The 24061-nt window shown below is 66.1% G+C and carries 18 protein-coding genes; 8 read left to right on the top strand and 10 right to left on the bottom strand.

Going from position 1 to position 24061, the window contains the following annotated elements; all coding sequences use genetic code 11:
• Positions 1-53: 53 nt before the first annotated feature.
• From OXF11_06090 to OXF11_06080, 3 genes are all read left to right on the top strand, one after another.
• Positions 54-1529, top strand: a complete 1476-nt coding sequence (locus OXF11_06090; GenBank protein MCY4486673.1) for an FAD-binding protein — start codon at positions 54-56, stop codon at positions 1527-1529.
• 23 nt (positions 1530-1552) lie between these two features.
• On the top strand, positions 1553-3946 hold the full coding sequence (locus OXF11_06085) for a molybdopterin-dependent oxidoreductase (protein ID MCY4486672.1): 2394 nt from the start codon (positions 1553-1555) through the stop codon (positions 3944-3946).
• Between the two features lie 297 nt (positions 3947-4243).
• Positions 4244-5317: an ornithine cyclodeaminase family protein gene (locus OXF11_06080; protein ID MCY4486671.1), complete on the top strand. Its 1074-nt coding sequence runs from the start codon at positions 4244-4246 to the stop codon at positions 5315-5317.
• Between the two features lie 76 nt (positions 5318-5393).
• On the opposite strand, the gene OXF11_06075 is transcribed toward OXF11_06080, so the two are convergent.
• The gene (locus tag OXF11_06075; GenBank protein ID MCY4486670.1) at positions 5394-6476 is read right to left on the bottom strand and encodes a hypothetical protein; all 1083 of its coding nucleotides are present in this window, start codon (positions 6474-6476) and stop codon (positions 5394-5396) included.
• A 101-nt stretch (positions 6477-6577) separates the two neighbouring features.
• Between OXF11_06075 and OXF11_06070 the strand changes: the two genes are divergently transcribed.
• The gene (locus OXF11_06070) at positions 6578-7045 is read left to right on the top strand and encodes a hypothetical protein (protein MCY4486669.1); all 468 of its coding nucleotides are present in this window, start codon (positions 6578-6580) and stop codon (positions 7043-7045) included.
• 92 nt (positions 7046-7137) lie between these two features.
• Here the strand turns inward: OXF11_06070 and OXF11_06065 are convergent, their stop codons facing one another.
• From OXF11_06065 to OXF11_06040, 6 genes are all read right to left on the bottom strand, one after another.
• Positions 7138-9165, bottom strand: a complete 2028-nt coding sequence (locus OXF11_06065; protein ID MCY4486668.1) for a S9 family peptidase — start codon at positions 9163-9165, stop codon at positions 7138-7140.
• Positions 9162-9593, bottom strand: coding sequence for a hypothetical protein (locus tag OXF11_06060; GenBank protein ID MCY4486667.1), 432 nt, complete (start codon positions 9591-9593; stop codon positions 9162-9164). Before OXF11_06060 ends, OXF11_06065 begins: the two co-directional genes overlap by 4 nt.
• Positions 9594-10248: 655 nt before the next feature.
• Positions 10249-11532, bottom strand: a complete 1284-nt coding sequence (locus OXF11_06055; protein MCY4486666.1) for an MFS transporter — start codon at positions 11530-11532, stop codon at positions 10249-10251.
• Positions 11533-11534: 2 nt separating this feature from the next.
• Positions 11535-12848 (bottom strand): MFS transporter, encoded by a 1314-nt coding sequence (locus tag OXF11_06050; protein ID MCY4486665.1) that lies wholly within the window; start codon positions 12846-12848, stop codon positions 11535-11537.
• 147 nt (positions 12849-12995) lie between these two features.
• A complete protein-coding gene (locus OXF11_06045; GenBank protein ID MCY4486664.1) occupies positions 12996-14246 on the bottom strand; it encodes an MFS transporter in 1251 nt (416 codons plus the stop codon).
• Between the two features lie 8 nt (positions 14247-14254).
• The gene (locus tag OXF11_06040) at positions 14255-15547 is read right to left on the bottom strand and encodes an MFS transporter (protein MCY4486663.1); all 1293 of its coding nucleotides are present in this window, start codon (positions 15545-15547) and stop codon (positions 14255-14257) included.
• Between the two features lie 282 nt (positions 15548-15829).
• Between OXF11_06040 and OXF11_06035 the strand changes: the two genes are divergently transcribed.
• Complete coding sequence (locus OXF11_06035) at positions 15830-16264, top strand: hypothetical protein (protein ID MCY4486662.1); 435 nt, start codon at positions 15830-15832, stop codon at positions 16262-16264.
• 30 nt (positions 16265-16294) lie between these two features.
• Here OXF11_06035 and OXF11_06030 read toward each other — a convergent pair whose 3' ends face one another.
• The gene (locus OXF11_06030) at positions 16295-17941 is read right to left on the bottom strand and encodes an FAD-dependent thymidylate synthase (protein ID MCY4486661.1); all 1647 of its coding nucleotides are present in this window, start codon (positions 17939-17941) and stop codon (positions 16295-16297) included.
• 165 nt (positions 17942-18106) lie between these two features.
• Here OXF11_06030 and tkt point away from each other — a divergent pair, with 165 nt between their 5' ends.
• From tkt to rpe, 3 genes are read left to right on the top strand one after another with little or no spacing between them, the layout of a single operon-like run.
• A complete protein-coding gene (tkt, locus tag OXF11_06025; GenBank protein ID MCY4486660.1) occupies positions 18107-20173 on the top strand; it encodes a transketolase in 2067 nt (688 codons plus the stop codon).
• Positions 20170-21318 carry a transaldolase gene (tal, locus tag OXF11_06020; protein ID MCY4486659.1) on the top strand — a complete coding sequence of 383 codons (1149 nt, stop codon included), beginning with the start codon at positions 20170-20172 and terminating at the stop codon, positions 21316-21318. The genes tkt and tal overlap by 4 nt, the downstream gene beginning before the upstream one ends.
• Before the next feature lie 41 nt (positions 21319-21359).
• The gene (rpe, locus tag OXF11_06015) at positions 21360-22031 is read left to right on the top strand and encodes a ribulose-phosphate 3-epimerase (GenBank protein ID MCY4486658.1); all 672 of its coding nucleotides are present in this window, start codon (positions 21360-21362) and stop codon (positions 22029-22031) included.
• Positions 22032-22045: 14 nt separating this feature from the next.
• On the opposite strand, the gene OXF11_06010 is transcribed toward rpe, so the two are convergent.
• Both OXF11_06010 and OXF11_06005 read right to left on the bottom strand, forming a co-directional pair.
• Complete coding sequence (locus OXF11_06010; protein ID MCY4486657.1) at positions 22046-22753, bottom strand: carboxypeptidase regulatory-like domain-containing protein; 708 nt, start codon at positions 22751-22753, stop codon at positions 22046-22048.
• Positions 22754-23003: 250 nt separating this feature from the next.
• The gene (locus tag OXF11_06005) at positions 23004-23927 is read right to left on the bottom strand and encodes a hypothetical protein (GenBank protein MCY4486656.1); all 924 of its coding nucleotides are present in this window, start codon (positions 23925-23927) and stop codon (positions 23004-23006) included.
• Positions 23928-24061 lie beyond the last annotated feature (134 nt).

Genomic DNA, 24061 nt, shown 5'->3' with positions numbered 1-24061 from the left:
TTTGAGGGCATAGACGCGTTCATCCCCAATCGCGTTCAGGGAGGCCGAGCAGCATGTCACAGACCAAGCATTTCTCCACGGATGTCGCCATCATCGGGTCCGGTGGGGCCGGGATGGCCGCGGGCATCGAGGCCCGGGACGCCGGCGCCAGCGCCATCGCCTTCGAGAAGGCGGCGGACCTGGGCGGCGCCGCCATCATCTCCGGCGGCGGCTGCCTCATCGTGGGTACGCCGATCCAGAAGGCCAACGGCATCATCGACACGCCGGACCTGGCCTTCAACGACTGGATCAAGTGGGGCGGGCCCTCGGCCGACGAGGTGTGGGCGCGCTACTACATCGAGCATTCGCTTCATGACCTCTACTTTTGGGCCGAGCGCATGGGCGTCAAGTGGGTGGACATGAAGCAGCAGGAAGGCAACACGGTGTTGCGCTGGACCCGGGCCGAGAGCAGCGGCCTGGGCCTGATGACGCATCTCATCCAGGCCTTTCGCGAACGCGGCGGCGAGATCGTGTCCAACACCGAGATCGTCGAGCTCAAGCGCGACAACGGCCGGGTCACCGGCTTCGTGGGCAAGGACGCGTCGACGGGCGACGAGGTGCGCGTGGACAGCAAGGTGGTGGTGGTGGCCACCGGCGGGTTCAACTCCAACATCGACATGGTGCTGGAGGCCAACCCCAGGCTCAAGGGCGAGCGGGTCATGGAGGGCTCGGGCCGGGGCTCCACAGGAACCGGCCACCGGCTGGTGCGGCAGGCGGGCGGCTACCTCACCCACATGGACCACATCTGGTTCTATGTCTACGCCACGCCGGACTATCGCGATCCCGGTGAGCGGCGCGGCCTGGTCTTCCGACAGGCGCCCGGCTACATTTGGATCAACCAGCAGGGCCGGCGCTTCCACAACGAGGCGTTGTCGGGCGGCAACTCGGCGACGCCCGCGCTCATGGCCCAGGAGCCGCGGCACGCCTGGGCGGTGGTGGACACGCCCATGACCGCCAAGCTGGAGATCGCCGACCCCTATTACCGCGCCGGCGACAAGGTGGACCGGGACAAGGTGCAGGGGTTGCTGGACAACTCGCCGTTCATCAAGAAGGCGGACTCCCTGGAGGAATTGGCCCGGCGCATGGAGGTGGACGTTCCCACCTTCCTCGACAACGTGGAGCGCTACAACCAGGCGTGCGAGCAGGGGCTCGACAAGGAGCCGGAGTTCGGCAAGCCGCTCAAGCTCTCCAAGAAGTTCGACACGGCGCCGTACTACGCGATCCAGATCTTCCCGCTGGCGCGCAAGAACTTCGGCGGGGTCAAGACCGACATCCGCTGCCGCGCGCTGAACAAGCACTTCGAGCCGATTCCGGGCCTTTACGCCGCCGGCGAGGTGGCGGGCATGGCGGGCGGCCACATCAACGGCCGCGCGGGCCTGGAGGGGACCATGCTCGGGCCGTCCATCTTCAGCGGCCGGGTGGCCGGTGGCTGGGCGGCGCAGGAGGCGGGCTGGGGCGACGGGTTCGTCGGCATTCCCAACCGGGACTAGTGGACACGACACTAGGAGTTGGCGTGACGGAACCACAAATCGAGAAGGTCCGGGGCTATTGTGTGCTGTGCACCGCCCACTGCGCCACCGTCGCCACGGTGGAGGACGGACGCGTGACGCGTCTCGACCCCGACTACGACCATCCCAACGGCGGCGCCATCTGCGTCAAGGGCAAGGCCGCCCCGGAGTTGGTCTACAACGGGGAGCGCCTGGACTATCCCTTGCGGCGCACCAACCCCAAGGGAGCGGCGGATCCGGGCTGGCAGCGCGTGAGCTGGGACGAGGCCCTGGACGACATCGCGGCGCGCCTGCTGAACATTCGCGAGCGCTACGGCGCCGAGGCCATCGTCATGGCCCGGGGCACCGCCAGCGGCACCTCGGTGGACGACGTGAGCCAATGGTCCACGCGCCTGCTCAACCGCATCGGCAGTCCCAACGCTCTCTCCACCACCCACGTCTGCAACTGGCACAAGGATACCGTGTTCAGTTACACGTTCGGCGTGCCGCAGCCGTCGCCGGACGTGCTTCACAGCGGCGCCTTTCTCCTGTGGGGCCACAACCCGAGTTCCACGCAATTGATGCTGGCCCAGGACGTCGTCACCGCGCGCAAGCGCGGCATGAAGATCGTCGTGGTGGATCCGCGCCGGGTCGGCCTCGGCAGCCAGGCGGATGTCCTGCTGCAGGTGCGCCCGGGCGCCGACGGGGCGCTGGCCCTGGCCCTCGTCCACGTCATGATCGAGGAGGGACGGTACGACGAGGCCTTCGTGCGCGACTGGACGAACGGCCCGTTCCTGCTGCGCACGGACACCGGAGAGGCTTTGACCGAGGCGGACGTGGCGGCCGGAGGCAGCCCGGACCGCTACATGATCTGGGACGAGACGTCGGAGCGGGCGGCGGCCTGCGATCCGAGGTCTCCGGTGGCTACGGAAGACAACGTGCGTCCGGCGCTGTCGGGAACCTTCAGCGTGACCGGTCGGGACGGCGCCACGCATTCGTGCGAGCCGGCGTTCGCCGCCCTGGCGCGGCTCGCGTCGACCCACGCGCCGGAACGGTCCGAGGGCGTCACCCGGGTCCCCGCGGAGAAGGTCCGCGAGGCGGCCCGCGTCCTCGGCGATAGCCGGCCGGTGAGCATGTTCATGTGGAACGGCATCGGACAGCATACCAACGCGAGCCAGACCAGCCGGGCCGTTTCCATCCTCTACGCGTTGCTGGGTGACATCGACGCGCCCGGGGGTAACCTGATGCTGCCCATGGCGCCGCTTCGCGGGCTGGACGGCAAGGAGTTCCTCCCCGCCGAGGCCGCGGCCAAGCGTATCGGCCGCGACGAGAAACCGCTGGGTCCGCCGGCAACCGTGGGCGCGTGCGCCGCCCACGACGTCTACACCGCCATCCTCGAGGACAGACCGTATCCGGTCCGGGCCTTGATCAACCTGGGCTCCAACACCGTGCTTTCCAACGGAGACCCGGCACGCGGTCGGGACGCCTTGAGCGCCCTGGATCTGGGGGTGGCCACCGAGTTGTTCATGACGCCCACGGCCCAGCTCTGCGACTACGTGCTGCCGGCCACGAGCTTCCTGGAGATGGATCACCTCTGCGGCGGGTTCCGCCACCGCGTGGATGCCCGCACCCACGTCCAGTACCGGCCGAAGGCCGTGGAGCCCCTGGCGGAGCGGCGCTCGGACACCCGGGTGGTGTTCGAGCTGGCCAAGCGCATGGGCTTCGCCGACGATTTCTGGGGCGGCGACGTGGAGGCGGCCTTTGCCTACCAGCTCGAGCCCACCGGCATGACCCTGGGGGAACTCAAGGCGCACCCGGGCGGCGTGACCCTGGAGAGCCCCCGGCGGTACCGGAAATACGCGGATGCCGACGGAGAGGGCCGCCCGAAGGGCTTCAACAATCCGTCCGGCAGGGTGGAGATCTACTCGCACCGCATGGCGCGGCACGGGTTCCCGCCGCTGCCGGAATACCAGGAGCCGGCGGTGAGCCCCACGAGCAGGCCGGACGTCGCCGCCGAGTATCCACTGGTCCTCACCAACGCCAAGTTCACGACGTTCGTCCACAGCCAGCACCGGACGCTGCCGAGCCTGCGCAAAGCGGCGCCGGAGCCAAGCGCCGAGCTCCACCCGGATACGGCAGAAAAGCACGGCGTCGAGCACAAGCAATGGATGGTGGTGGAGAGCCCGAAGGGCGCGGTCAAGGTGCGGGCGAACCTGACCGCGCGGATCATTCCGGGGGTGGTGTGCCTGCAGCACGGCTGGTGGCAGCCCTGCCGGGAATTGGAGCTTCCGGGCCACGATCCCTTCAGCGAGCTCGGTGCCAACCCCAACGGGCTCGTGGACGCGGAGCACCGCGACCCCATCAGCGGCTCGCTGCCGCACCGGTCGTCCCTCTGCAGGGTACGGCCGGCCGACGGCTGAGTTTGCGCCGACGTTTCAAGAAAACGTCATTCCCGCGGAAGCGGCCGTGGCAAAACGTCGCCCGGACAAGAATGGGCACCAACCCCCGAGTCGTCATTCCCGCGGAAGCGGGAATCCAGGGGTGGCGAGACGGAGGAACGCCCCTGTAATGCCCCACCACCGCCCCTGGATTCCCGCTTCCGCGGGAATGACGACTCGATGGGGCTCTGCCTCATCAGTCTTGACACAGCCTGGGAAGCGGGAATCCAGGAGGGGTGGAGACAGAAACGGTTCAGCCGAGACTTCCGGAGGAGAAGAATGGTTCTAGTCCTCAAAAATGAACAACTCGAAGACTTGGTGCCGATGGCGGACGAGATCGACGCCATCGAGCAGGCATATCGGGAGATGGGCGAGGGCGCCGCGGTCAACTCACCCCGCGCGCGGATTCGGGTCCAGGCTCCCGGTAAGAAGCCCGGCTTCCAGTACTACTTCAACAACATCATGGGGCTCGTGCCGGGAATGAAGTCCATGGGGCTCCGCATCGATTCGACCTTCTCCGACGAGGAGGAGGTGGCCGGCACCAAGCGGCGGATCTACCCCGGGGACTACGTGGGCCTCGTCTTCCTGTTCGACATGGAAGACTGCTCGCTGTTGTCCATCATGGACGACCACTACATCTCCATCTTCCGCGTGGGCGCCACCAGCGGCGTGGCGGCCAAACACCTGGCGCGCAAGGACGCCCGGGTCATGGGTCTCGTGGGCTCGGGCGAACAGGCCAAGACCCAGCTCCTAGCCACGTGCGCCGTGCGCCAGCTCGACAAGGTCAAGGTGTTCAGCCCCACCCGGGCCAACCGGGAACGGTTTGCCGAGGAGATGACGGAGAAGGCGGGGGTCGAGATCGTGCCGGTGCACTCGGCCGAAGAAGCGGTGCGCGGCAGCGACATCGTCACCGCCGCCACCAACACCGTGGACCCGGTCATCAACGGCGAGTGGCTGGACAAGGGCGCCTTCGTCAACAGCATCGTGGGCGGCGACAGCTACCTCGCCCGCCACGAGTTGGACGACGCCGTGATCGAGCGCGCCGATCTCATCGTCGTGGGCTTTCGCAGGCAGGTCTTCCTCGACAAGCAGGCCGAGTTGTTCCCCCGCATCGAGCGTGGCCTCATCAAGGAAGAGGACCTTCACGAACTCGGCGAGCTGCTGACCGGCCAGTGCCGCGGCCGCGAGAACGACGACGAGATCATCGTCTTCAAGAACAACACCGGCATGGGCATCCAGTTCGCCGCCACCGCCCGCATCCTCTACGAAGCCGCCCGCAAGCAGGGCATCGGCGTCGAACTTCCTTCCGAGCTGTTCGTCACGGATCGCAAGGGGAAGACCTACTCGCCGTAGGCAGGGGAATTCCAACCGTCGCTCGGACGCCGAACATCGAGGGCCGAAGCGGTACTTGGCCGCGTCTTGGAACCGATTATTCGTTCCCCTGGCGCCTTGTCAACCATACGCGTGCCATTCGCCGCGCTTCTGCTACCTGCTCAGGTGCCATTTCCTTCACTAATTTGTCACGCGCGGCCATCCAGGGCTGCGTGTCACCGGCGGCCGCTAGGTCGAGCCACATGTACGCGAGCGCCAGATCTCGGCCAACCCCGAGTCCTTGAATGTACATAAGACTAAGTTGAAACTGCGCTAGCGCGAATCCCTCTTCAGCGGCCTTACGGTACCATTGGGCGGCCTTGACATAGTCCACGGGTAACCCGTGACCCTTCGAATGCATCAAACCGAGGTTGTATAGCGCGCCGACGTGTCGTTGCTCCGCAGCTATGCGGAACCAGTGAACGGCCTTGGTGTAGTCTCGGGCCACGCCGTGCGCCTTATCATACATCGTTCCAAGGTTGTATTGCGCGCGCGCGTCTCCTTGTTCGGCTGCCGAGCGGTACCAGCGTAGCGCCGCGGCGTAGTCCTGGGGCACTCCGCGCCCCGCATGGTACATGGTTCCGAGTTGGGTCTGCGCCAAGGGAAACCCTTGTTCGGCTGCCGAGTGGTACCAGCGCAGCGCTTCGGCATGATCCTTTTGCGGTCCATGTCCTCGATCGTACATGGTCGCGAGGTTGTACTGCGCGGCCGGATTCCCTTGTTCGGCGGCGGATCGGTACCAGCGCAACGCCGTGTCAAGGTCCTTGGGAATGCCTTGGCCCAACGCGTGCATGGTCGCGAGATTGTACTGTGCTTTCGGGTGGCCTTGCTCCGCAGCAAGTCGGTACCAACGTCTCGCTTGGTCAGCATCCTGCCGTACGCCGCGTCCCTTGAAGTACATGGCGCCGAGGCGGTACTGGGCTTCCGACAAACCCTGTTCGGCGGTTGTGCGGCATGCGTCTACCCGTGCGCTCCAGTCGCTGTTGTTGTCCAGACATACGTTGAGCGGTGTCTCTTGGGGTAGGGTCCTTGTTTGACCGGCGGCGGAGTTGGAGGCCAAGACGATCCAGAGCAGCCCCAGCCCCAGAGTCACAGATGATGAATGCTTCACGCGAAAGTGTTTGGTCATGGCGTTTCTCATCCTCGGTTTTCCGAACATTCGGTGAATGCCTATTGTGTTTGCATCCCTCCTGCGGGAGGGATGCAAACTGTCGACCGACTCCCCTTGCGGTATCGGCAGCCGTGTCCAATGCGTCAGCGACGAACAACCGCACGAACAACACCGTGGACCCGGTCATCAACGGCGAGTGGCTGGACAAGGGCGCCTTCGTCAACAGCATCGTGGGCGGCGACAGCTACCTCGCCCGCCACGAGTTGGACGACGCCGTGATCGAGCGCGCCGATCTCATCGTGGTGGGCTTCCGCAGGCAGGTCTTCCTCGACAAGCAGGCCGCGCTGTTCCCCCGCATCGAGCGCGACCTCATCAAGGAAGAGGACCTGCACGAACCCGGCGAGCTGCTGACCGGCCAGTGCCGCGGCCGCGAGAACGACGACGAGATCATCGTCTTCAAGAACAACACCGGCATGGGCATCCAGTTCGCCGCCACCGCCCGCATCCTCTACGAAGCCGCCCGCAGGCAGGGAATCGGCGTCGAACTTCCTTCCGAGCTGTTCGTCACCGACCGCAAGGGGAAGACCTACTGGCCGTAGAGCGTTTGTGATCCTCTGTGGCGGCGAGTGTTGCGGACGTTCCTTTGAGCCAAGCGGGGTCATTCAGTCGCCGGTTTCGGCCCGTTCGCCCATCAGTCCAGGGGCGCCGCCCGACCGCCCAGATGTTGGGCGAGGAACCGCTCGACTCGCCGAGCGTACTTGAGCTTGTTGGCCGTCTTCCTTATGTGGTGCCGCTCGTCTTGAAGAACGAGGTAATCGAGGGGCGCGCTTCCCTTCCGAAGTTCCACGAGGAGCCGGTCGAAGTGTTCCTTCGGGATTCTCATGTCCTTGGCGCCGTGGAACAGCAACAGGGGACGTTGAATTCGCCGGGCGTGGGTGACCGGTGAGTACTGCTTGAGCTCTTGATAATCGGCCTCATTGTGCGTGTCGCCAGCGAAATGGAGCCACCAAGCCGAGAGACGAGGGTTCCGGCGAGAGCTGTCCACCAGAAGTGTAAGGTCCGTGGGCGCCATGGCGCTGATGCCCGCGGCAAACTTGTAGGGGGTCTGCGCCATGGCCATCAGCGTGGCGTAGCCGCCATAGCTGTGGCCGAAAATGGCGATCCGTTCCGGATCGGCATGGCCCTTGGCGATGGCCCAGTCCACCGCATCGATCAGGTCCTCCTGCATCTTCCTACCGAATTGCCGGCGTCCCCGTTCCAGGAAACTCTTGCCGAAACCCGTTGAGCCTCTGAAGTTCACTTCCAGCACAGCGTAGCCGCGATTAGCGAGAAACTGGGTCTCGGGGTCGAACCCCCAGGAGTCCGACAGCCAGGGACCGCCGTGAACCTTCAGGACCATGGGCAGGCCCTTGCCGTCGGTGCCGTTCGGGAGGGTCAGGTAGCCGGTGATCGGGAGTCCGTCGCGTGCCTGGAAACGCACGGGTTGTGTTTCGGAGAGGATATCTGCGTGTTTGCGTAGCGGGTGTTCGGCCAGGATCTCCTTAGCTCCCGTTGACCGATCTACAAAGTAGGTGGCGGTTCCCTGGCGGTCGGATTCAGCATGGACTATGAGCCGGGTATGGTCGAGACTGCCACTGGAGAAATTATGCAAAACGGGGGCTGTCCCCAAGAGCCGCCTGAAATCCTCTTGCAACTCCCGGTCGAAGAAAAAATAAGACGGAAGGGGATCGAAGTACAGGACACTTGACACCTCGTAGCGACGGACGTCCGCCCAAAATTTCGTCGTGTCCACGTCCGGCGCCTCGAATATTACCTTCTGTTCCCCAGTGTTCAGGTTGAGTTCGATGACCGCAAGTTTGTCTCTGTTGGCGTTGGTCAGCATGTGTACCCTAGCGCCGTCTTCCGGCAGGTTGTGGACGGGAATGATCGTATCCCTGAACGTGCCGGTCAGCAGGGTCGTCCAGCCGGTGTCTCCAGGGCTTGCCTGGAGCTTCCAAGCGCCGTCTGCGACTGACTGCACTCGCCCCACCACCGAGCCGGTCCGACTGATCAGCCAGTACGCCGTCTCCCCGAGATTCGTGGCCCGCAGGTCGTAGTGGCCGGTTTCGATATTGATCTCGTAGAGGTCGTACATGTCGTGTTGTCGGCGGTTCATCCGCACCAATACGGACCCGGGTGTCTCCAGCAAGGCGAGATGCCAGTCGACATTGACGCCCTCGAACGGCGTGATGTCGCGAGCATCGCTTTGCGGCGAGTCGGTATCAGCCGCAAAAAGATGCACGTTAAAGTGTTTGTCTACGGCACGGCGAAAAGTCACGTGTCTGTTGTCGAGAGCCCACTGAAACCCTGGAACGTGTTTGAGCAGGCGCATGAAGTAGGTGTGGCCGGTGCCAAGTACGCGAATGTGTAGCTTGGGTTCGCCGTTGATTCGTTCAAACCACGCCAGTCGTTCTCCGTCGGGAGACAATTGGTGTCCCCAGCGTTGGGGTCGGTAAGTGTAGAACTCTTCGGCGGCAAGAAGCATTGGAGGTTGGGTGGCGCGGGGGGATGAATGGGTTGACGTATCGGCAGCCGTGTCGGCGTTTCCGCAAAGCGCGAGAAGCGGAAAAATCACATAGAAAAGACGTTGGAGGTGTTTCGTGAATACCGACGCCATCTTCATACCCTCCATGTAATTACGATGGGATCTGTCGAAGCCAGTGAACGACGGCTCGGTCATGACGACTTCGCCTTTGCTCGCGATTTGAAGCGACGACATAGCAAAAGAGTCATCGCCATACCGGTTAGGAGAATCATCGAATGAAGCGTGGTTTCTGGCCATGAATCATCCCCAAAATCAGGAAGGACTAGGGGAAGAGAAACATAAACCGACAGGAAGAAGATCAGAAGAGCCGTGAGTAACCCGAAGATGGACTCCGGGAAATTGAGTTTTGTGCCGTACGCAAACCAAAGAATAGGAACAAGACCAAATTCAACATGCCAAGTCGAGAAAAAGGAATCGAGGTAAAGCTCGTCCAACAGGAAGAGAGCGGCGAGGATCAGCGCGCCCAGCAGGTAACAAGCCGTGAACACAAGCGGTTGAATCGTCATGAATGCCTCTGTTTCATAGTGGCCGTGTTGATGGGTTGGAAGGGCCAGATCAGTCATGCGCCCACTGACGGCGAGCCATCATGACTGATCTGGCAGAGGGACGGTTACTTTCCGTCACCGTCGAGGTCGATGGACGTACAGGTTGAGACGACCGCCGTACCTGCAGTGAGCGCAACACCACCTCCGGCAGCAGCCCCGAGAAGCGGATTGGCAGTTGCAACCGTGGTGACGGTGGCGGTGCTCGTGGCCAGTACGGCGGTGGCGGCGCCACCTGCCGCGAGGCATGCACCTTGAAGGGCCACCTCAGCTATGGTGCTTCCTATGCCGGGCGTGTCGTCATCCCCTGCCCCTGAATCGTCGTGGTCCCCTGACCCGTGGTCGCCGGTATCATCGCTATTGGCGCCGGTGCTGTCGCATGAACACGAACAACTGCACGAACACGTGCACGAGCACCCGCACGAACCACATCCACCGTCGCCGCAGCCGCACCCACACCCATCGACCTCCAGGTCGAGGCCGTCGTGTTCGGGATCCAGGATCCATGGGATCACGACGGACCGTTTCTCTTCGGAATAGGCTAACATTTCCATTCTGTACTCCTCCTTCTGGAATTTTGAAAGCGGGTGTTTCCGCCCTCACAGTTTTAATCGCCGGGCGGAAACCGGACTTTAGGAAGAGATCGCGTTTTTTCTGAAGATGGATGGACCGTGGTTCACGAAACAGCCGGAGCCCAGTCCGGCTTCACCGGCCTTCGCACCAGCAGCGTCACCCCGGCGCAGATGACCTGCACGGCGATGAAGAGGACCAGCGACAGGTCGTAGTTGCCGGTGTAGTCGTAGAGGTAGCCGAAGAACGGGGCGCCGATGGCGGCGCAGAGGAGGAGGATGGGGAGGCTGAGGCCGCGGACGGTGCCGAGGGAGATGCGTCCGAAGTAGTTGGCCCACATGACTTCCTGGAGCACGTGGGCGCCGCCGAGGCCGGAGCCGTAGAGGAAGAAGGCGACGTACAGCCACATGAGGCCGCCGGTGTTCATGGCCACCACCAGGCCCACGGCCTGGACCACGAACATGAGCGCCGTGGCCCGGCGCACGCTGACCCGCTCGCTGATGAAGCCCCACAGGAGGCCGGAGCCAAGTTGGGTGGCGGCCATGACCGTGGCCACCGATGCCGCCGCCACCATGGAGTGGCCCAGGTCCGAGATGTAGGCGAGCACGTGCAGGTTGAAGCCGGCGATGCCGATGTCGACGGTGCTGAAGATGAAGGTGATGAGCCAGAACGTCGGCGTGTGCAGGGCTTCCCGGCGGGTCCAGGTGACGTCCTCGGGGGCCGGGCCAGGGGGCCGTGAGGCGCCCCGGTCCGGCGCCGCGGCATAGTCGGGGTCGCCGTCGGGACGCAGCCCCATGTCCTCGGGGCTCCGGCGCATCCACAGCGCCGCCGGGATCAGCGCGAGGACCACCACGAGCCCGCCGAAAAGCACCCACACCGAACGCCAGCCGATGACCGTCATGAGGTAGGCGACGGCGAGGGCGATGGTGGTCTTGGAAACGCCCTGGCCGACGTGGGCGATGGCCAGGGCCCGGCCGCGCCGGCGTATGAACCAGCGGGAGATGGCGACGTTGACCACGAAATAGCAGACGAAGGCGTGACCGATGGACACCAGGGCGACGCGCACGGCCGCGAACTCCCAGAAGTTCCGGGCGTAGCCCAGCAGCACGAAGCCGGCCACCGAGATGATCGAGCCGATGACCATGAGACGGCGCGCGCCGTGGCGGTCCAGCAACGAGCCGATCCACGGCGTCACCGCGGCGTAGGCCACCAGCTCGACGGAGCGCATCAGCGAGAACGTGCCCCGGGAGACCCGCATCTCGGCGGTGATGGCCTTGAGCATGACGCCCAGGGTGCTGGAGAGGTAGAAGGCGCACGCCACCTGCACGAGAAAGCCGGTGGCGACGATGTACCAGCCGTAGAAAACCCTGGGTCTGGCCGATGTCTGCATGCTCACGCCGCCGCTTCGACTCCAGCCGGCGGCCGCGGGCTCCGTATCGTCAGCGTGAGCACCGACGAGACCAGCAGCATGCCGATGAACATGTAGAACGAGATCGTGTAGGAGCCGGTGTAGTCATTCACGAAACCGAAGAACGGCGGGCCGCAGACGCCGCACAGCAGGATGATCTGCAGGGCGGCGCCGCGGACCGTGCCCAGCGAGACCCGGCCGAAGTAGTTGGCCCACATGACCTCCTCCAGCACCTGGGCGCCGCCGAGGCCCAATCCGTAGAAGAAGAACCCGAGGTAGATCGTCGAGAGGTCCTGCGCGTTCGCCGCCACGTACAGACCGGCGGCCTCCACCAGGAACAGGAACGAGACGACCTTGCGGACGGTGACGCGCTCGCCGACGAAGCCCCACAGCAGTCCGGAGGACGCTTGCGTCCCGGCGATTACGGTCATGGTCAGGGCGGCCGGGACGCCGCCGAATCCCAGGTCCGAGACGTAGGAGACGACGTGGAGGTTGAGACCGGTGATGCCGATGTCCACCATGCCGAATGCCAGGATGATCAACCAGAAGGTGGACGTGCGCCGCACCTCGCGTCGCGTCCAGCGAACTTCGGGTTCCGGCCCGTCCTCGGTGCCGGCCGCCCGCTCCTGCACACGACCCGCCGCCCCCGGGGCCTTCCGGGGGGGAGCGCCGTCCGGATGAAGCCCCATGTCCTCCGGGCTCCGGCGCATGAGGATCGCCACCGGGATGACCGCGAGCACCACCACGAGCGCGCCGAACAGGGTCCATACCTGGCGCCACGCGATGAACGTCAGCAGCCAGCCCACCACCGCCGAGATGACTATCTTGGCGATGCCGTGCCCCAGGTGGGAGATGGCCAGGGCTCGTCCGCGCATGCGCACGAACCACCGGGCCACGGTGACGTTCACCACGAAGTAGCACACCAGCGCATGGCCCACGGCCATCAGGGTCAGGCGCACCGACGCGAACTGAAAGAAGGAACCCACCTGCCCCAGCAGCAGAAACCCGATGGCCGAGAGGATCGCGCCGGCGACCATCATGCGCCGCGGTCCGTATTGGTCGAGCTTGGCCCCGATCCACGGCGCCATGCCGGCGTACAGCAGGTGTTCGCCCGAACGCAGGAGGGAGAAAATGCCCCGGGAGACACCGAGGTCGGTGGTGATCGGCTTCAGGAAGACGCTGAGGGTGCTGGAGAGGAAGAAGGCACAGGAGATGTTGGCCAGGAAGCCGGCGCCGACGATGTACCAGCCATAGAAGAGGCGTGGTTTCGTGGCGGGATGCGTGGAATCAGCGGTCACGGTGCATGCATCTTTCCTCGGCGTGCGTGAAATGGCCGGTGCGACAGCGGCCGGTGCGGCAGTGGCCAATGCGGCATTGGCCGGCGCGGGCGCGGGTGGCTCAAGGGAGTTTACTAGGCAATCGCCTCCCCGGAGTCAATCACCGCTTCAGGTGCCCGGGGGGCTGTCCGCCCACAGTCGCTGGTCGAAACGGCGCATCCAGTCGAGGCCGGTGATCCAGACCGCCACCACCGAGGAGATCAGGAGCCCGTTGGCGACGTTGAACGAGGCGGCGTAGTCGCCCGTGAGATCGTGCAGCGCACCGCCCAGCCACGCGCCGGTGGCGCCGCCGAATCCCACGCTCGCCACCGAGAGGCCGAAGATGGTGCCGAAGCCCCGGCCGGCGAAGATGTCGGCGGTGATCGCCGAGAGGATCACGGCGCGGGAGCCGAAGGCGATGCCGAAGCCGCCGACGTAAACGTAAAGCAGCCAAGGTTGCGCCGTGTCCGTGGCCAGGGTGAGGGCCGTGACGCCGACCGCCGCGCACACGATGTTGAGGGTGTAGGCCGCCCGCTTGGTGAAGGCGTCGGCGATGTAGCCGAAGGTCACCCGGCCGGCGGCGCTGACGAACGCCATCACGCCGAAGACGCCGGCGGCCCAGATGTGGCCATACCCGATGTCCACCACGTGGGCGACCTGATGGGTAATGACCAGCACCGTGCCGACGGAACCCAACAGCCGCGAGATGAACAGGCTCCAGAACTGGATGCTCCTCAACGCCAGGCGCACCGACCACTGGCCGGCCGGGGTGCCGCCGCCGCTTCCCGCCGGCGTATGCGCGTCGTGGGGGCTGGGGCGGTAGGTGCTCCACACCAGCGGCACCACGGCGATGAGGATGGCCGCCGCCAGCGCCTGGAACACCCGCGGCCAGCCCCACAGGGAGATCAGCCACTGGCTCAGGGGCGAAAGGATGAGGGTTCCCACTCCCACGGCTCCGTAGACGATGCCCAGCACCAGTCCCCGGCGCGTGGGAAACCAGTCCGCCACCACCAGCACGTGGGGCACCACGCCGCTGGCCGCGAACCCCAGCGACATCACCACCCCGAAGTAGAGATAGAGCTCCCAGGGGGTGCTCACCTGGCTGCAGAGGACCAGGCCCACAGCCAGGAGGACGCCGCCCGCGGCCACGACCCGCCGCGGCCCCAGGCGGTCGGTGAGCCGTCCGATGAAGGGCGACACCAGGGCATCCATGATCAGGCTCGCGGACTGAAGCCCGGCGGTCACCCCGCGGCTCCACTGGAACGTATCGAGGAGCGCCACGAAAAAGACGGCGAAGGACGTGTGCAGGCCGCGGACGAAGCCGAAGGTCAATGAGGCGGCGCCTGCGACGATCCAGGATGGGTCGGGTTTCCGCAGCATGAAGGCTCTCACGGTGCTGCCGCGTCCGGGGCGTCCGGCGCCGATCCGGGTTTCCGCGGAGGGCGCAGCAGCAGGACCAGGAACGCCGAGACCAGCAGGCCGGCGATGAAGGAGCTGAAGGACAGGAAGTAGCTGCCCGTGTAGTCGTAGAAAAAGCCGAAGAAGGGGGGGCCGGCGGTGGTGAACACGCGCGTGATCAGGAAGCCCAGTCCGCGCACCCGCCCTAGCGAGATGCGGCCGAAGTAGCTGGCCCACAGGAGCTCGCGGATCACCAAGCTTCCCCCGAGGCCGAACCCGTACAGGAGGAACCCCAGGTACACCGCGGTGATGCCCCCGGCGGACATTGCCAGGCCCAGTCCGCACGCCTGCACCACGAATTGGGCGAAGGCTGCCTTGCGCACGTCGATGCGGTCCGCGGTGAGGCCCCAGAACAGCGTCGCTCCCATCTGCGTCAAGGCCATCATGCCCATGACCGTCGCGGCCACCTCGGGCGAGTAGCCGATGTCCGTGATGTAGGGATAGACGTGGAGGTTCAACCCGATGATGCCGACGCTGACGATGCCGAAGGAGAGGACCAGCAGCCAGAAGGTGCTGGTGTGGACGGCTTCCTTGCGCGTCCACGGGATGTCCACGGACGGCGCCGGCGGGCTCTGCCGTTCCGGTGTCCGCCCGCGGGAAGGCTCGTAAGGGGCGAAGGCGCCGTCCGGCAGAAGCCCCATGTCCTCGGGACTGCGCCGGACCATCAGGAACGCGGGCAGCACGACCATCGCCCAGGTGAGGAGACCGAAAACGAGCCAGGTGTGGCGCCACCCCACCAGCGCGAAGAGCCACACGGCGAGGAGCGGCATGGTCGACTTGGCGATGCCGTTGCCGGTGTTGGCGATGGAGATGGCGCGGCCGCGCCTGCGCACGAACCAGCGCGAGATCATCACGTTGACCACCATGTAGCTGATGAGGGTGTCGCCCATGGTGACCGGTAGCCAGCGTATGACCATGAACTGCCAGAACTGTTGCACCTGGCTCAGCAGGACGAAGCCCGCCCCTCCCACCAGCGCGCCCGTGATGATGAGCCAGCGTGCCCCGTAACGGTCGATGAGGGGTCCGACCAGGGCGGCCACCACCGAGGACAGCATGACCTCGCCGCTGCGGATGAACGAGAACATGCCCCGGGAGATCCCGAACTCCGTGGTCAGGGGCTTGAGAAAGACGCTGAGGGTGCTGGAAAGGGCAAAGGAAGAGCCAAGGTAGCAAATGAAGCCGACGCCGACGATGTACCAGCCGTAGAAGATCTTGCGCGTCACGATATGGAGGAGTTCTTCGGAAGCCTTTGAAACGGATAGTTCCCCTTTACTGGTGCGCCGGGGATATGGCAAACGGCCTACCCGTGCTCGTCCGGCGTACCGCTCACGCAAGCGGGCCGCCGCGCAATGTACAGTCCACGAAAAAGTGCATGGTTCGAGGCGAAAATATGGAGAGAATTTCTTGACTTGGGAAGGGTGGCGCTTTACCCTTTAACTGAGAACAAATAGTAGGAAAAAGAAAAGGGAACCGGCCCTAGTCTAATGGGAAGGACGGTACCGGAGATGAAGCAAGAAACGCAAATAACCGAGGTTGCCGGCAAGGCCACGGAGCCCCGCGAACAGCCGCGGGAACGCTTGACGGCGGAAGCATTCGATGCGGTCACGCTGTTCGATGCCGACGGCGTGGACGCCGCACAGTACGCGGAGACCACCCAGCGGAAGACGCCGCTGGAGCCGGAGAAGCTGCTGCTGCTGGCTCTGCTGGAAGACGCCCTCTCCTGCTACCGGAAGTACCTTTTCGCCCGGACCGCCAAGAGGCAAACGGAGTTCCGGGAAGCCGAGGAATGGATCTTCGACACGGAGGACACCGGTTTCGTCTCTTTCGAGAACGTCTGCGGGATTCTGGGAATCGAGCCCAGCTACCTGCGCCGGGGCCTTCGGGAGTGGAAGGCGGAGAAGGTCGCGGCGCGCGCCAGCGCGATGGGCGAAGCTGCCTGACACACGCCGCCGGCGGCGGCCGCGCGACCGTTACCGCCCGGATTTCTTGAACTCCGTGCGCAGTTCCGAAGCGAGCCGCCCCAGCCGGTAGGTCTCCCAGTCGATGAACTTGGCGTAACCCGCCAATCGCGGGTGCACGCTTCGGATTTCACGCCACATTTTCTGCGTAATCTCCCGGTAGTCGGGATGCCCCTGGGGCAGCGTCCGCAGCTCGCCGACGTGCACCGCCTCCCGCAGATTCATCTTCATGTACCAGCGCACCCGATAGGCGAACGGCACCACGTACTGGGCTTCGCGCGGATGGTCCGCGTGAATGCGGTCGTGGCCCTCCGCCGCCCGCTCCATGCAGCGCCGGTACTCGTCGCCGAAGCCGGCCTCGACGATCGCGGGCGGCGTGTCGTAGCCGTGCGCCGTGGTGAAGTCCTGGCGTTCCTGGCTCAGCAGCCGGTGCCGTTGCAGGTCCCGGTAGATGCCCAGGTTGCCGGTGATGTCGAAGGTGTAGAACACCTGTTCCAGCGCGCGTCCGGGTTTCTCGCGCCGGTGCCCGCGGCCCTTCATGTAGGCGTCGAGCACCGCCTGCCGCCGCTCCTCCGGCATGTCCGCCGCCAGCTCGCGCAACCGTGACAGGGGCTGGCGCGTGTGCGGGTACAGGATGGCGGCGATGACCCGCTCCTCCGCCTGGTCGTCGTAGTCGACGAGTGTCACGTCCTCGGCCGGCAGCGCGGCTTCCGTCACCAGCTCCTGGGCCAACGCGCGCGTCCGGGTGAAGGTCTCCGACAGGTAGGCGCTGGCCCGCGCCCGCTTGACGAACGACGGGATGAGCGCGTCGAGCTCCCCGCGCATGGCGGATCCGAGGCCGCGCAGCTCGGCGAGGTCGCTGGAGTAGCACTTCGACAGCAGGTACTCGTACGCCTGTCCCACGCCGAAGAGCCCGACGTTGGTGCGGGTGGCCGCCGGCAGATAACCCCGCAGGATGTCGCACGCCTGGGCGCGCACGGTGGAGCGGTACGCGCTCTCGGCCCACTTGGCCAGCTTCTCGTCCTTTCGCGCCTCGGCGTAGGTGATGGGGTCGCCGGTCCGCGGGTTGCGCAGCGCCATCTCCTCGAGCGGCAGGGACCTGCGCACGTGCGCGATCACGGGTTCCATCTGGCGCGAGTACGTGTCGAACAGAAGCTCCATGAGCTCCAGGTAGTCGCGCCGGTGCGGCGAGGCATTCAGGGTCGGCTCGACATAATACAGGTAGCGGCCGGAAGCGTCCTTGCGGTCGAAGCGCACGTAGCGGGTGGACTTCTCCAGCGGCGCCATGCCGATGCGCGCGTCCTCCAGGACCTTGGCCGCCACGTTGGAGATGTCTTCGCAGGCGACGTGGGCGCCGCCGAGCTGCGCCACCGAGTCGTCGCCGTAGCCCACGAGCACCCGGTCGTAGAAGGCGCGGGCGCGTTGCACCGCCGGGTCGTCCGGTCCCGCGGACGCGGGCGTGCCGAGTGCGGGGGAGAGGTCGGCGTCGCCGAGGAACTCGTCCAGGAACGTGCGCCGGAGGTCCCGGGCCGAGCGGCTGTAGCGGGAGAACAGCGCGCCGGACACCTCCTGTGGCAGGCGCAGGCCGAAGACCGGCCGGTCCACGTTGGTGAAGAAGGGCGCGAGCCGCTCGCGCTCAGCGGGACTGAAGGGTTCCATAGGGCCTTGGTTCGAGAGATGTAGACCGAGTCCACAGGTGAAATCCAATCAGCCACAAAATGCAAGCGAAGTGGCCAAGAGAAAATGCTAAGCTTCGTTGTGCGCGGCGCGGATCATCTGGCACACTTGAGAAAAGGAGCTCACGCCACAAGGAGTCCACCGTCCATGAGCGACGCCCATCTCGACGAGTTGTCCATCAACACCATCCGCACCCTGTCCATCGACGGGGTCCAGCAGGCCAACTCCGGGCATCCGGGCACGCCCATGGCCATGGCGCCGGTGGCCTACTGCCTGTGGCAGCGCTTCCTTCGCTTCGATCCCGACGATCCCATCTGGCCCAACCGGGACCGCTTCGTGCTGTCCGCGGGGCACGCCTCCATGCTCCTCTATTCGCTGCTGCACCTGACCGGGGTCAAGGCGGTGAGCAAGGACTACGAGACGCTGGGCGACCTGTCGGTGCCGCTGGAGGCGTTGCAGCAGTTCCGCCAGTTGGACAGCCGCTGCCCGGGCCATCCGGAGTACCGCTGGACCTCGGGCGTGGAGACCACCACCGGCCCCCTGGGACAGGGCGTTGCCACCAGCGTGGGCATGGCCCTCGCCGGAAGCTGGATGGCCGCGCGCTACAACCAGCCGGGTTTCGACGACCTCATCGACTTCGACGTATTCGCCCTGTGCGGCGACGGCTGCATGATGGAGGGGGTGTGCAACGAAGCCGCCTCCCTCGCCGCGCACCTCAAGCTCTCCAAGCTGTGCTGGATCTACGACAACAACCGCATCACCATCGAGGGGCACACCGCCCTGGCCTTCTCCGACGACGTCGCCACGCGCTTCCTGGGGTACGGGTGGAACGTCGTGCGCGTGGGCGACGCCAATGACCTGGAGATGCTGGAGCGGGCGTTCCGCACCTTCCACGACACCACCGACCGGCCCACCCTGGTCATCGTCGACAGCCACATCGGCTACGGCTCGCCCAACAAGCAGGACACCAGCGGCGCCCACGGCGAGCCGCTGGGAGAGGAGGAGGTGAAGCTCACCAAGAGGCGCTACGGCTGGCCGGAGGACGCGCGCTTCCACGTCCCCGACGGCGTGCGCGAGCACTTCCGGACGGGCATGGGAGAACGCGGCAAGGCCTTGCGGGACGCCTGGTTCGCGCGCATCGACGACTACCGGGAGCGCTACCCGGAGCTGGCGGACGAGCTTTACCGGATGCAGCACCGCCAGCTTCCCGACGGCTGGGACCGGGACCTGCCGGAGTTCCCCGCGGACCCCAAGGGCTTGGCCGGCCGCGACGCCTCGGGCAAGGTGCTGAACGCGCTGGCGCGGAGCGTGCCGTGGCTCATGGGCGGCGCCGCGGACCTGGCGCCGTCCACCAAGACGCGCCTCACCTTCGACGGCGCCGGCGACTTCTCGGCCGAGAACCCCGCCGGGCGCAACCTTCACTTCGGCGTCCGTGAGCACGCCATGGCGTCGGTCATGAACGGCATGGCGCTGATCAAGGTGCGCGCCTTCGGCTCGGGCTTCCTGATCTTCAGCGACTACGCCCGCGGCGCCATCCGGCTGAGCGCGCTCATGGAGCTGCCGGTGGTCCACGTCTTCACCCACGACTCCATCGGAGTGGGGGAGGACGGGCCGACGCACCAGCCGGTGGAGCACCTGGCTTCGCTGCGGGCGGTGCCCGGCCTGATGGTGCTGCGCCCGGGCGACGCCAACGAGGTGACCGCGGCCTGGAAGGTCATCATGGAGCGGCACCACGAGCCCGCGGTGCTGGTGCTGACGCGCCAGGCGCTGCCGACCCTGGACCGCACCCGCTACGCCTCGGCCGACGGCGTGGCCCGGGGCGCCTACGTGCTCGCCGACGCGCCCGACGGCCAGCCCGAGGTGCTGCTGCTGGCCACCGGCAGCGAGGTGCCGCTGTGCGTGGAAGCCTACGAGACCCTGACCGCGGAAGGCGTCAAGGCGCGGGTGGTGAGCATGCCTTGCTGGGAACTGTTCGACGACCAGGACGAGGACTACCGCGACAGCGTGATCCCGCCGGAGGTCACGGCGCGGGTGTCGGTGGAGCAGGCGTCGGTGTTCGGCTGGAGCAAGTACACCGGCCTCACCGGGCACCAGATCGGCATGCGTTCCTTCGGCGCCTCGGCGCCGCTCAAGGACCTGCAGAAGAAGTTCGGTTTCACCGCCGCGGACGTGGTCGCCGCGGCCAAGGCGCAGCTCGCACGGAGGAAAGCATGAACCCGTTGAAAGACCTGAACGAACACGGCCAGTCCGTCTGGCTCGACTTCATCCAGCGGAAGCTGCTCACCGGCGGCGAGCTGCGGCGCCTGGTGGACGAGGACGGCCTCAAGGGGGTCACCTCCAATCCGGCCATCTTCGAGAAAGCCATCGCCGACAGCGACGACTACGACGACCTCATCGCGCGGCTCGGGGCCGACGGTGCGGCCGAGTCCAAGGCGGTCTACGAGGCCATCGCCACCCGCGACATCCAGGAGGCTGCGGACGTGCTGCGGACCGTGTACGACGAGACCGACGGCCGCGACGGCTACGTCAGCCTGGAGGTGTCGCCCTATCTGGCCCACGATACGGAGGGGACGGTGGCCGAAGCCCGGCGGCTGTGGAGCACCGTGGCGCGCGACAACCTGATGATCAAGGTACCCGGCACCGCCGCCGGGGTGCCGGCCATCGAGCGCCTGATCGGCGAGGGCATCAGCGTCAACGTGACCCTGCTCTTCGCCCGGGAAGCCTACGAGCAGGTGGCCCAGGCCTACATCCGGGGGTTGGCCAAGGCCGCCGCCGACGGCCGCGACGTGGCGCGCATCGCCAGCGTCGCGAGCTTCTTCATCTCGCGCATCGATTCGCTGGTGGACGACACCCTCACGAAGCGCATCGAGGCCGCCGCCGACGACCAGGAGAAGGAACGTCTGCGCGTCCTCATGGGCAAGGTGGCCATCGCCAACGCCAAGGTCACGTACAAGCGCTACAAGGAGATCCTCCAGGGCGAGGGCTGGCAGGCGTTGTCGGGCAAGGGCGCCCGGCCCCAGCGGCTCCTCTGGGCCAGCACCAGCACCAAGAACCCGGATTATCCCGACGTGCTGTACGTCGACGAACTCATCGGCAAGGACACGGTCAACACCATTCCGCCCGCCACGCTGGACGCGTTCCGGGACCACGGCAAGGCGCGGACGAGCCTGGAGGAGGACGTGGAGGGCGCGGCCGAGACCATGGCGGCGCTGGAGGCAGCGGGCGTGTCCATGAAGGAAGTGACGGACAAGCTCCTGGAGGACGGGGTGCGGCTCTTCTCCGAGGCGTTCGACAAGCTGCTCGCGGCGGTCGAGGCGGAATGCCGGAAGGCGGCGGACCGCGGCGGCGCTTCGTCCTGAACCATCGAGGCGTGAGGAGCCCGCGCAGGTCCGAGGCACACATGAGCGCAATCGAGATACTCCCTTCCGTCCTGTCCGCGGATTTCCGCGCTCTCGGGCAGCAGATCGCCGAGGTGGACGAGGCCGGCGCCGACGGCATCCACGTGGACGTCATGGACGGCCGCTTCGTGCCCAACATCACCATCGGGCCGCTCATCGTCGAGGCGGCGCGCCGCAGCACCGACTTGCCCCTGGACGTGCACCTGATGATCGTCGAGCCGGAGCGCTACCTGGAAGACTTCGCCAAGGCCGGGGCCGACACCCTGCTGGTGCACCAGGAGGCCTGCCCGCATCTCCACGGCACCGTGCAGCAGATCAAGTCCCTGGGCAAGAAGGCCGGCGTGGTGCTCAACCCGGCCACCCCGCTGGCCACCCTGGACGGCATCCTGCCGGACCTGGACCAGGTCCTGCTCATGAGCGTGAACCCGGGTTTCGGCGGCCAGAGCTTCATCGAGAGCAGCGTGGACAAGCTGCGCCGCCTCCGGCGCATGCTCGACGAGCGCGGCCTGGAGATCGCCGTGGAGATCGACGGCGGCATCGGCCCGGACAACGCCGCTCGGGTCGTGGGCGCCGGAGCCCGACTGCTGGTGGCCGGCTCCTCCGTCTACAAGGCGCCGGGGGGCGCCGCCGAAGGCGTCAGGCGCCTGCGGGCGAGCGTCCCCGCGGAGTCGTAGCTCTTCTCCGTTGGTCAGGGCGGCAGCAGCACGTCGAGCCGCCGTTCCGCTCCGGGTTCCACCACCACCCGCCGCGACGCCTCTCCCAGCCGTTCGTGCCAGAAACGCGCCTCGTAGGTCCCCGGCGGGATTCCCTCGATCGCGTAACGGCCGCGCGAGTCGGTCACGGCGAAGAACGGGTTGGGCGAGACCACGATGTAGGCGCTCATCCAGGCGTGGTGCAGCTCGCAGATGATCTTCAGGAGGCCGGGCCGGCTCAGGGTGCGCTTGACCCGGCGCCACCAGGGCAGGCCGTCGTTGAACACGGTGCGCCGGCCGAGGCGCGCGTGCGCGTCGTGGAGGATGGGGTCGCTGTTCAGGAGGAGCAGGGTGCTGCCAACCTGGGCCGCCTGCACGTGGGGAGCGAAGCGGCAGCCGACGTTGTCGAGCTGGATGGCGCCGGGTGGCCGCGCGTGTCCCTGTAGACCCGTTCCGCTCAGGGTCACGACGACGTTCTTCAGGCCGCCCGCGGGGTCGATGACGAGGCTCGGGTCGGGCACGCCGGAGCCGCAGAATGCCTGTTCCTTGTAGACGCGCAACACGCCGGGCGGCGGCGCGCTTCCGCCGAAGCGCAGGGTGCCGGCGAGGGTGCCGGCGTTGCCCGAAAGGCGGTGAGGCGCGGAGACGCGGGATTCAGCGGGGTTCACCGCTTGGCCCGCGGCCGGTGATGCGGCGGTCAGCATGAAACATGCGAGGACCAGCCGAAGGAATCGTCGCCCAAGCGGATACTGTCCTGGTCGCCGGCAGAGGCCCACTGACGACGGCGTGGTGGTCATGATGGTCGAGGGCCGGGACGGCGGGCATTCCGGTGGGAGAAAGCAGAAACGGGAAGACCCGATTGGGCCTTCCCGTTTCCCGGATGACTTGCCGTAGTGTGCCGGCCTCCTCACGGAGGCGCTCAAGCGGCCCTGCGGAGCGTTCCGCCGGCGCCGGCTACAGCGCGTGGCCGCTCGACTGGACTTCCGGGTTGACCAGCTCCACGGCCGGCTTGTCCTCGTCGAGCAGACCCCAGCTCTTGATCCAGGCAGCGGTCCGCTCCAGTTCGTCCGCGGGAATCGGCGCCGGATCCACCACCACGAGGCGGCTCTCGCGCAGGTCGTCGACGGTCAGCGCGGCGATCTCGGGATCGTCCTTGTGGTAGTCGATGAAGTACTGCAGGTACTTTCTCTTGTCGGCGTTGACCCGGCGTACGGCCTCGCACACGGCGCGGTTGAACTTGGCGTAGGTCTCGGCGTCCACGGAGTCCGCGGCGACCTCGGTGCCGTGGAGCGAGGCGGCCGCGACGATACGGCAGCCCTTCTTCTCCGCCAGCGTCAGGTACGGCTCGGTCAGCGTGGTGGCCTCGATCTCGCCCTTCATCACCGATTCCAGGCGGTAGCGCGAGCCGCGCGGCGCCTGGCAGAGGTTGATCTGGTCGCGGGTGAGGAAGCCCTCGAGCATGTGCATGGCCAGGTAGTGGGTGCCGAAGTAGAACGGCACGCCCACGAGGCGGTTGGCGAGCTGCTGGGCGGTCTGCACCGGCGAGTCGGGCCGCACCACGAGTCCGGAATACGCGATGATGGAGCGGCGGCCGATCTGCCGGCCGTTGTCGACCGCGGAATCCTGCACGCGGCAGTAGTTGCCCCACTCACACGCGTTGTACATGTCGGCCTTGCCCTGTTCGAAGAGCATGCCGTGGCTCGCGTGGGGGTTCGCGTCCTTGGGATTGGTGAGGTCGGTGTGGGTCCGCATGTCGCCGGTCCCTCTGTCGGCGAACTCGACCTGAATGCCTTCCTTCTCGAACAGTCCTTCGTTGTAGGCCACCAACTCACACAGCCCTTGAAACGGCGCGGTGCTTTCCAGAACCAGCTTCTTCATCGTTCCTCTCCTTTATCTTAGTTTTCTTGGGGGGTTACGATCAATCATCGTTCGTTTGATGATGCCATACCACAAGTCCGGCCCGGATCGCAAGAAGAGGGATGTCAGGGATTTGACGGGAGAGTTGTCTCCCA

The organism is Deltaproteobacteria bacterium (assembly GCA_026712905.1).
Taxonomy (GTDB): Bacteria; Desulfobacterota; Binatia; order UBA9968; family JAJDTQ01; genus JAJDTQ01.
The sequence above is the reverse complement of the archived record's forward strand: the minus strand, read 5'-3'. Positions and strand labels throughout refer to the sequence as shown.

What these genes read in the sequence shown, in the direction of transcription:
- OXF11_06090 (MCY4486673.1), top strand. Translation starts at nt 54, where the DNA reads ATGTCACAGACCAAGCATTTCTCCACGGATGTCGCCATCATCGGGTCC.
- OXF11_06045 (MCY4486664.1), bottom strand. Translation starts at nt 14,246, where the DNA reads ATGCTGCGGAAACCCGACCCATCCTGGATCGTCGCAGGCGCCGCCTCA.
- OXF11_06030 (MCY4486661.1), bottom strand. Translation starts at nt 17,941, where the DNA reads ATGGAACCCTTCAGTCCCGCTGAGCGCGAGCGGCTCGCGCCCTTCTTC.
- OXF11_06075 (MCY4486670.1), bottom strand. Translation starts at nt 6,476, where the DNA reads ATGAGAAACGCCATGACCAAACACTTTCGCGTGAAGCATTCATCATCT.
- tal (MCY4486659.1), top strand. Translation starts at nt 20,170, where the DNA reads ATGAACCCGTTGAAAGACCTGAACGAACACGGCCAGTCCGTCTGGCTC.
- tkt (MCY4486660.1), top strand. Translation starts at nt 18,107, where the DNA reads ATGAGCGACGCCCATCTCGACGAGTTGTCCATCAACACCATCCGCACC.
- OXF11_06065 (MCY4486668.1), bottom strand. Translation starts at nt 9,165, where the DNA reads ATGACCGAGCCGTCGTTCACTGGCTTCGACAGATCCCATCGTAATTAC.
- OXF11_06055 (MCY4486666.1), bottom strand. Translation starts at nt 11,532, where the DNA reads ATGCAGACATCGGCCAGACCCAGGGTTTTCTACGGCTGGTACATCGTC.
- OXF11_06010 (MCY4486657.1), bottom strand. Translation starts at nt 22,753, where the DNA reads ATGCTGACCGCCGCATCACCGGCCGCGGGCCAAGCGGTGAACCCCGCT.
- OXF11_06005 (MCY4486656.1), bottom strand. Translation starts at nt 23,927, where the DNA reads ATGAAGAAGCTGGTTCTGGAAAGCACCGCGCCGTTTCAAGGGCTGTGT.
- OXF11_06080 (MCY4486671.1), top strand. Translation starts at nt 4,244, where the DNA reads ATGGTTCTAGTCCTCAAAAATGAACAACTCGAAGACTTGGTGCCGATG.
- OXF11_06060 (MCY4486667.1), bottom strand. Translation starts at nt 9,593, where the DNA reads ATGACTGATCTGGCCCTTCCAACCCATCAACACGGCCACTATGAAACA.
- OXF11_06035 (MCY4486662.1), top strand. Translation starts at nt 15,830, where the DNA reads ATGAAGCAAGAAACGCAAATAACCGAGGTTGCCGGCAAGGCCACGGAG.
- rpe (MCY4486658.1), top strand. Translation starts at nt 21,360, where the DNA reads ATGAGCGCAATCGAGATACTCCCTTCCGTCCTGTCCGCGGATTTCCGC.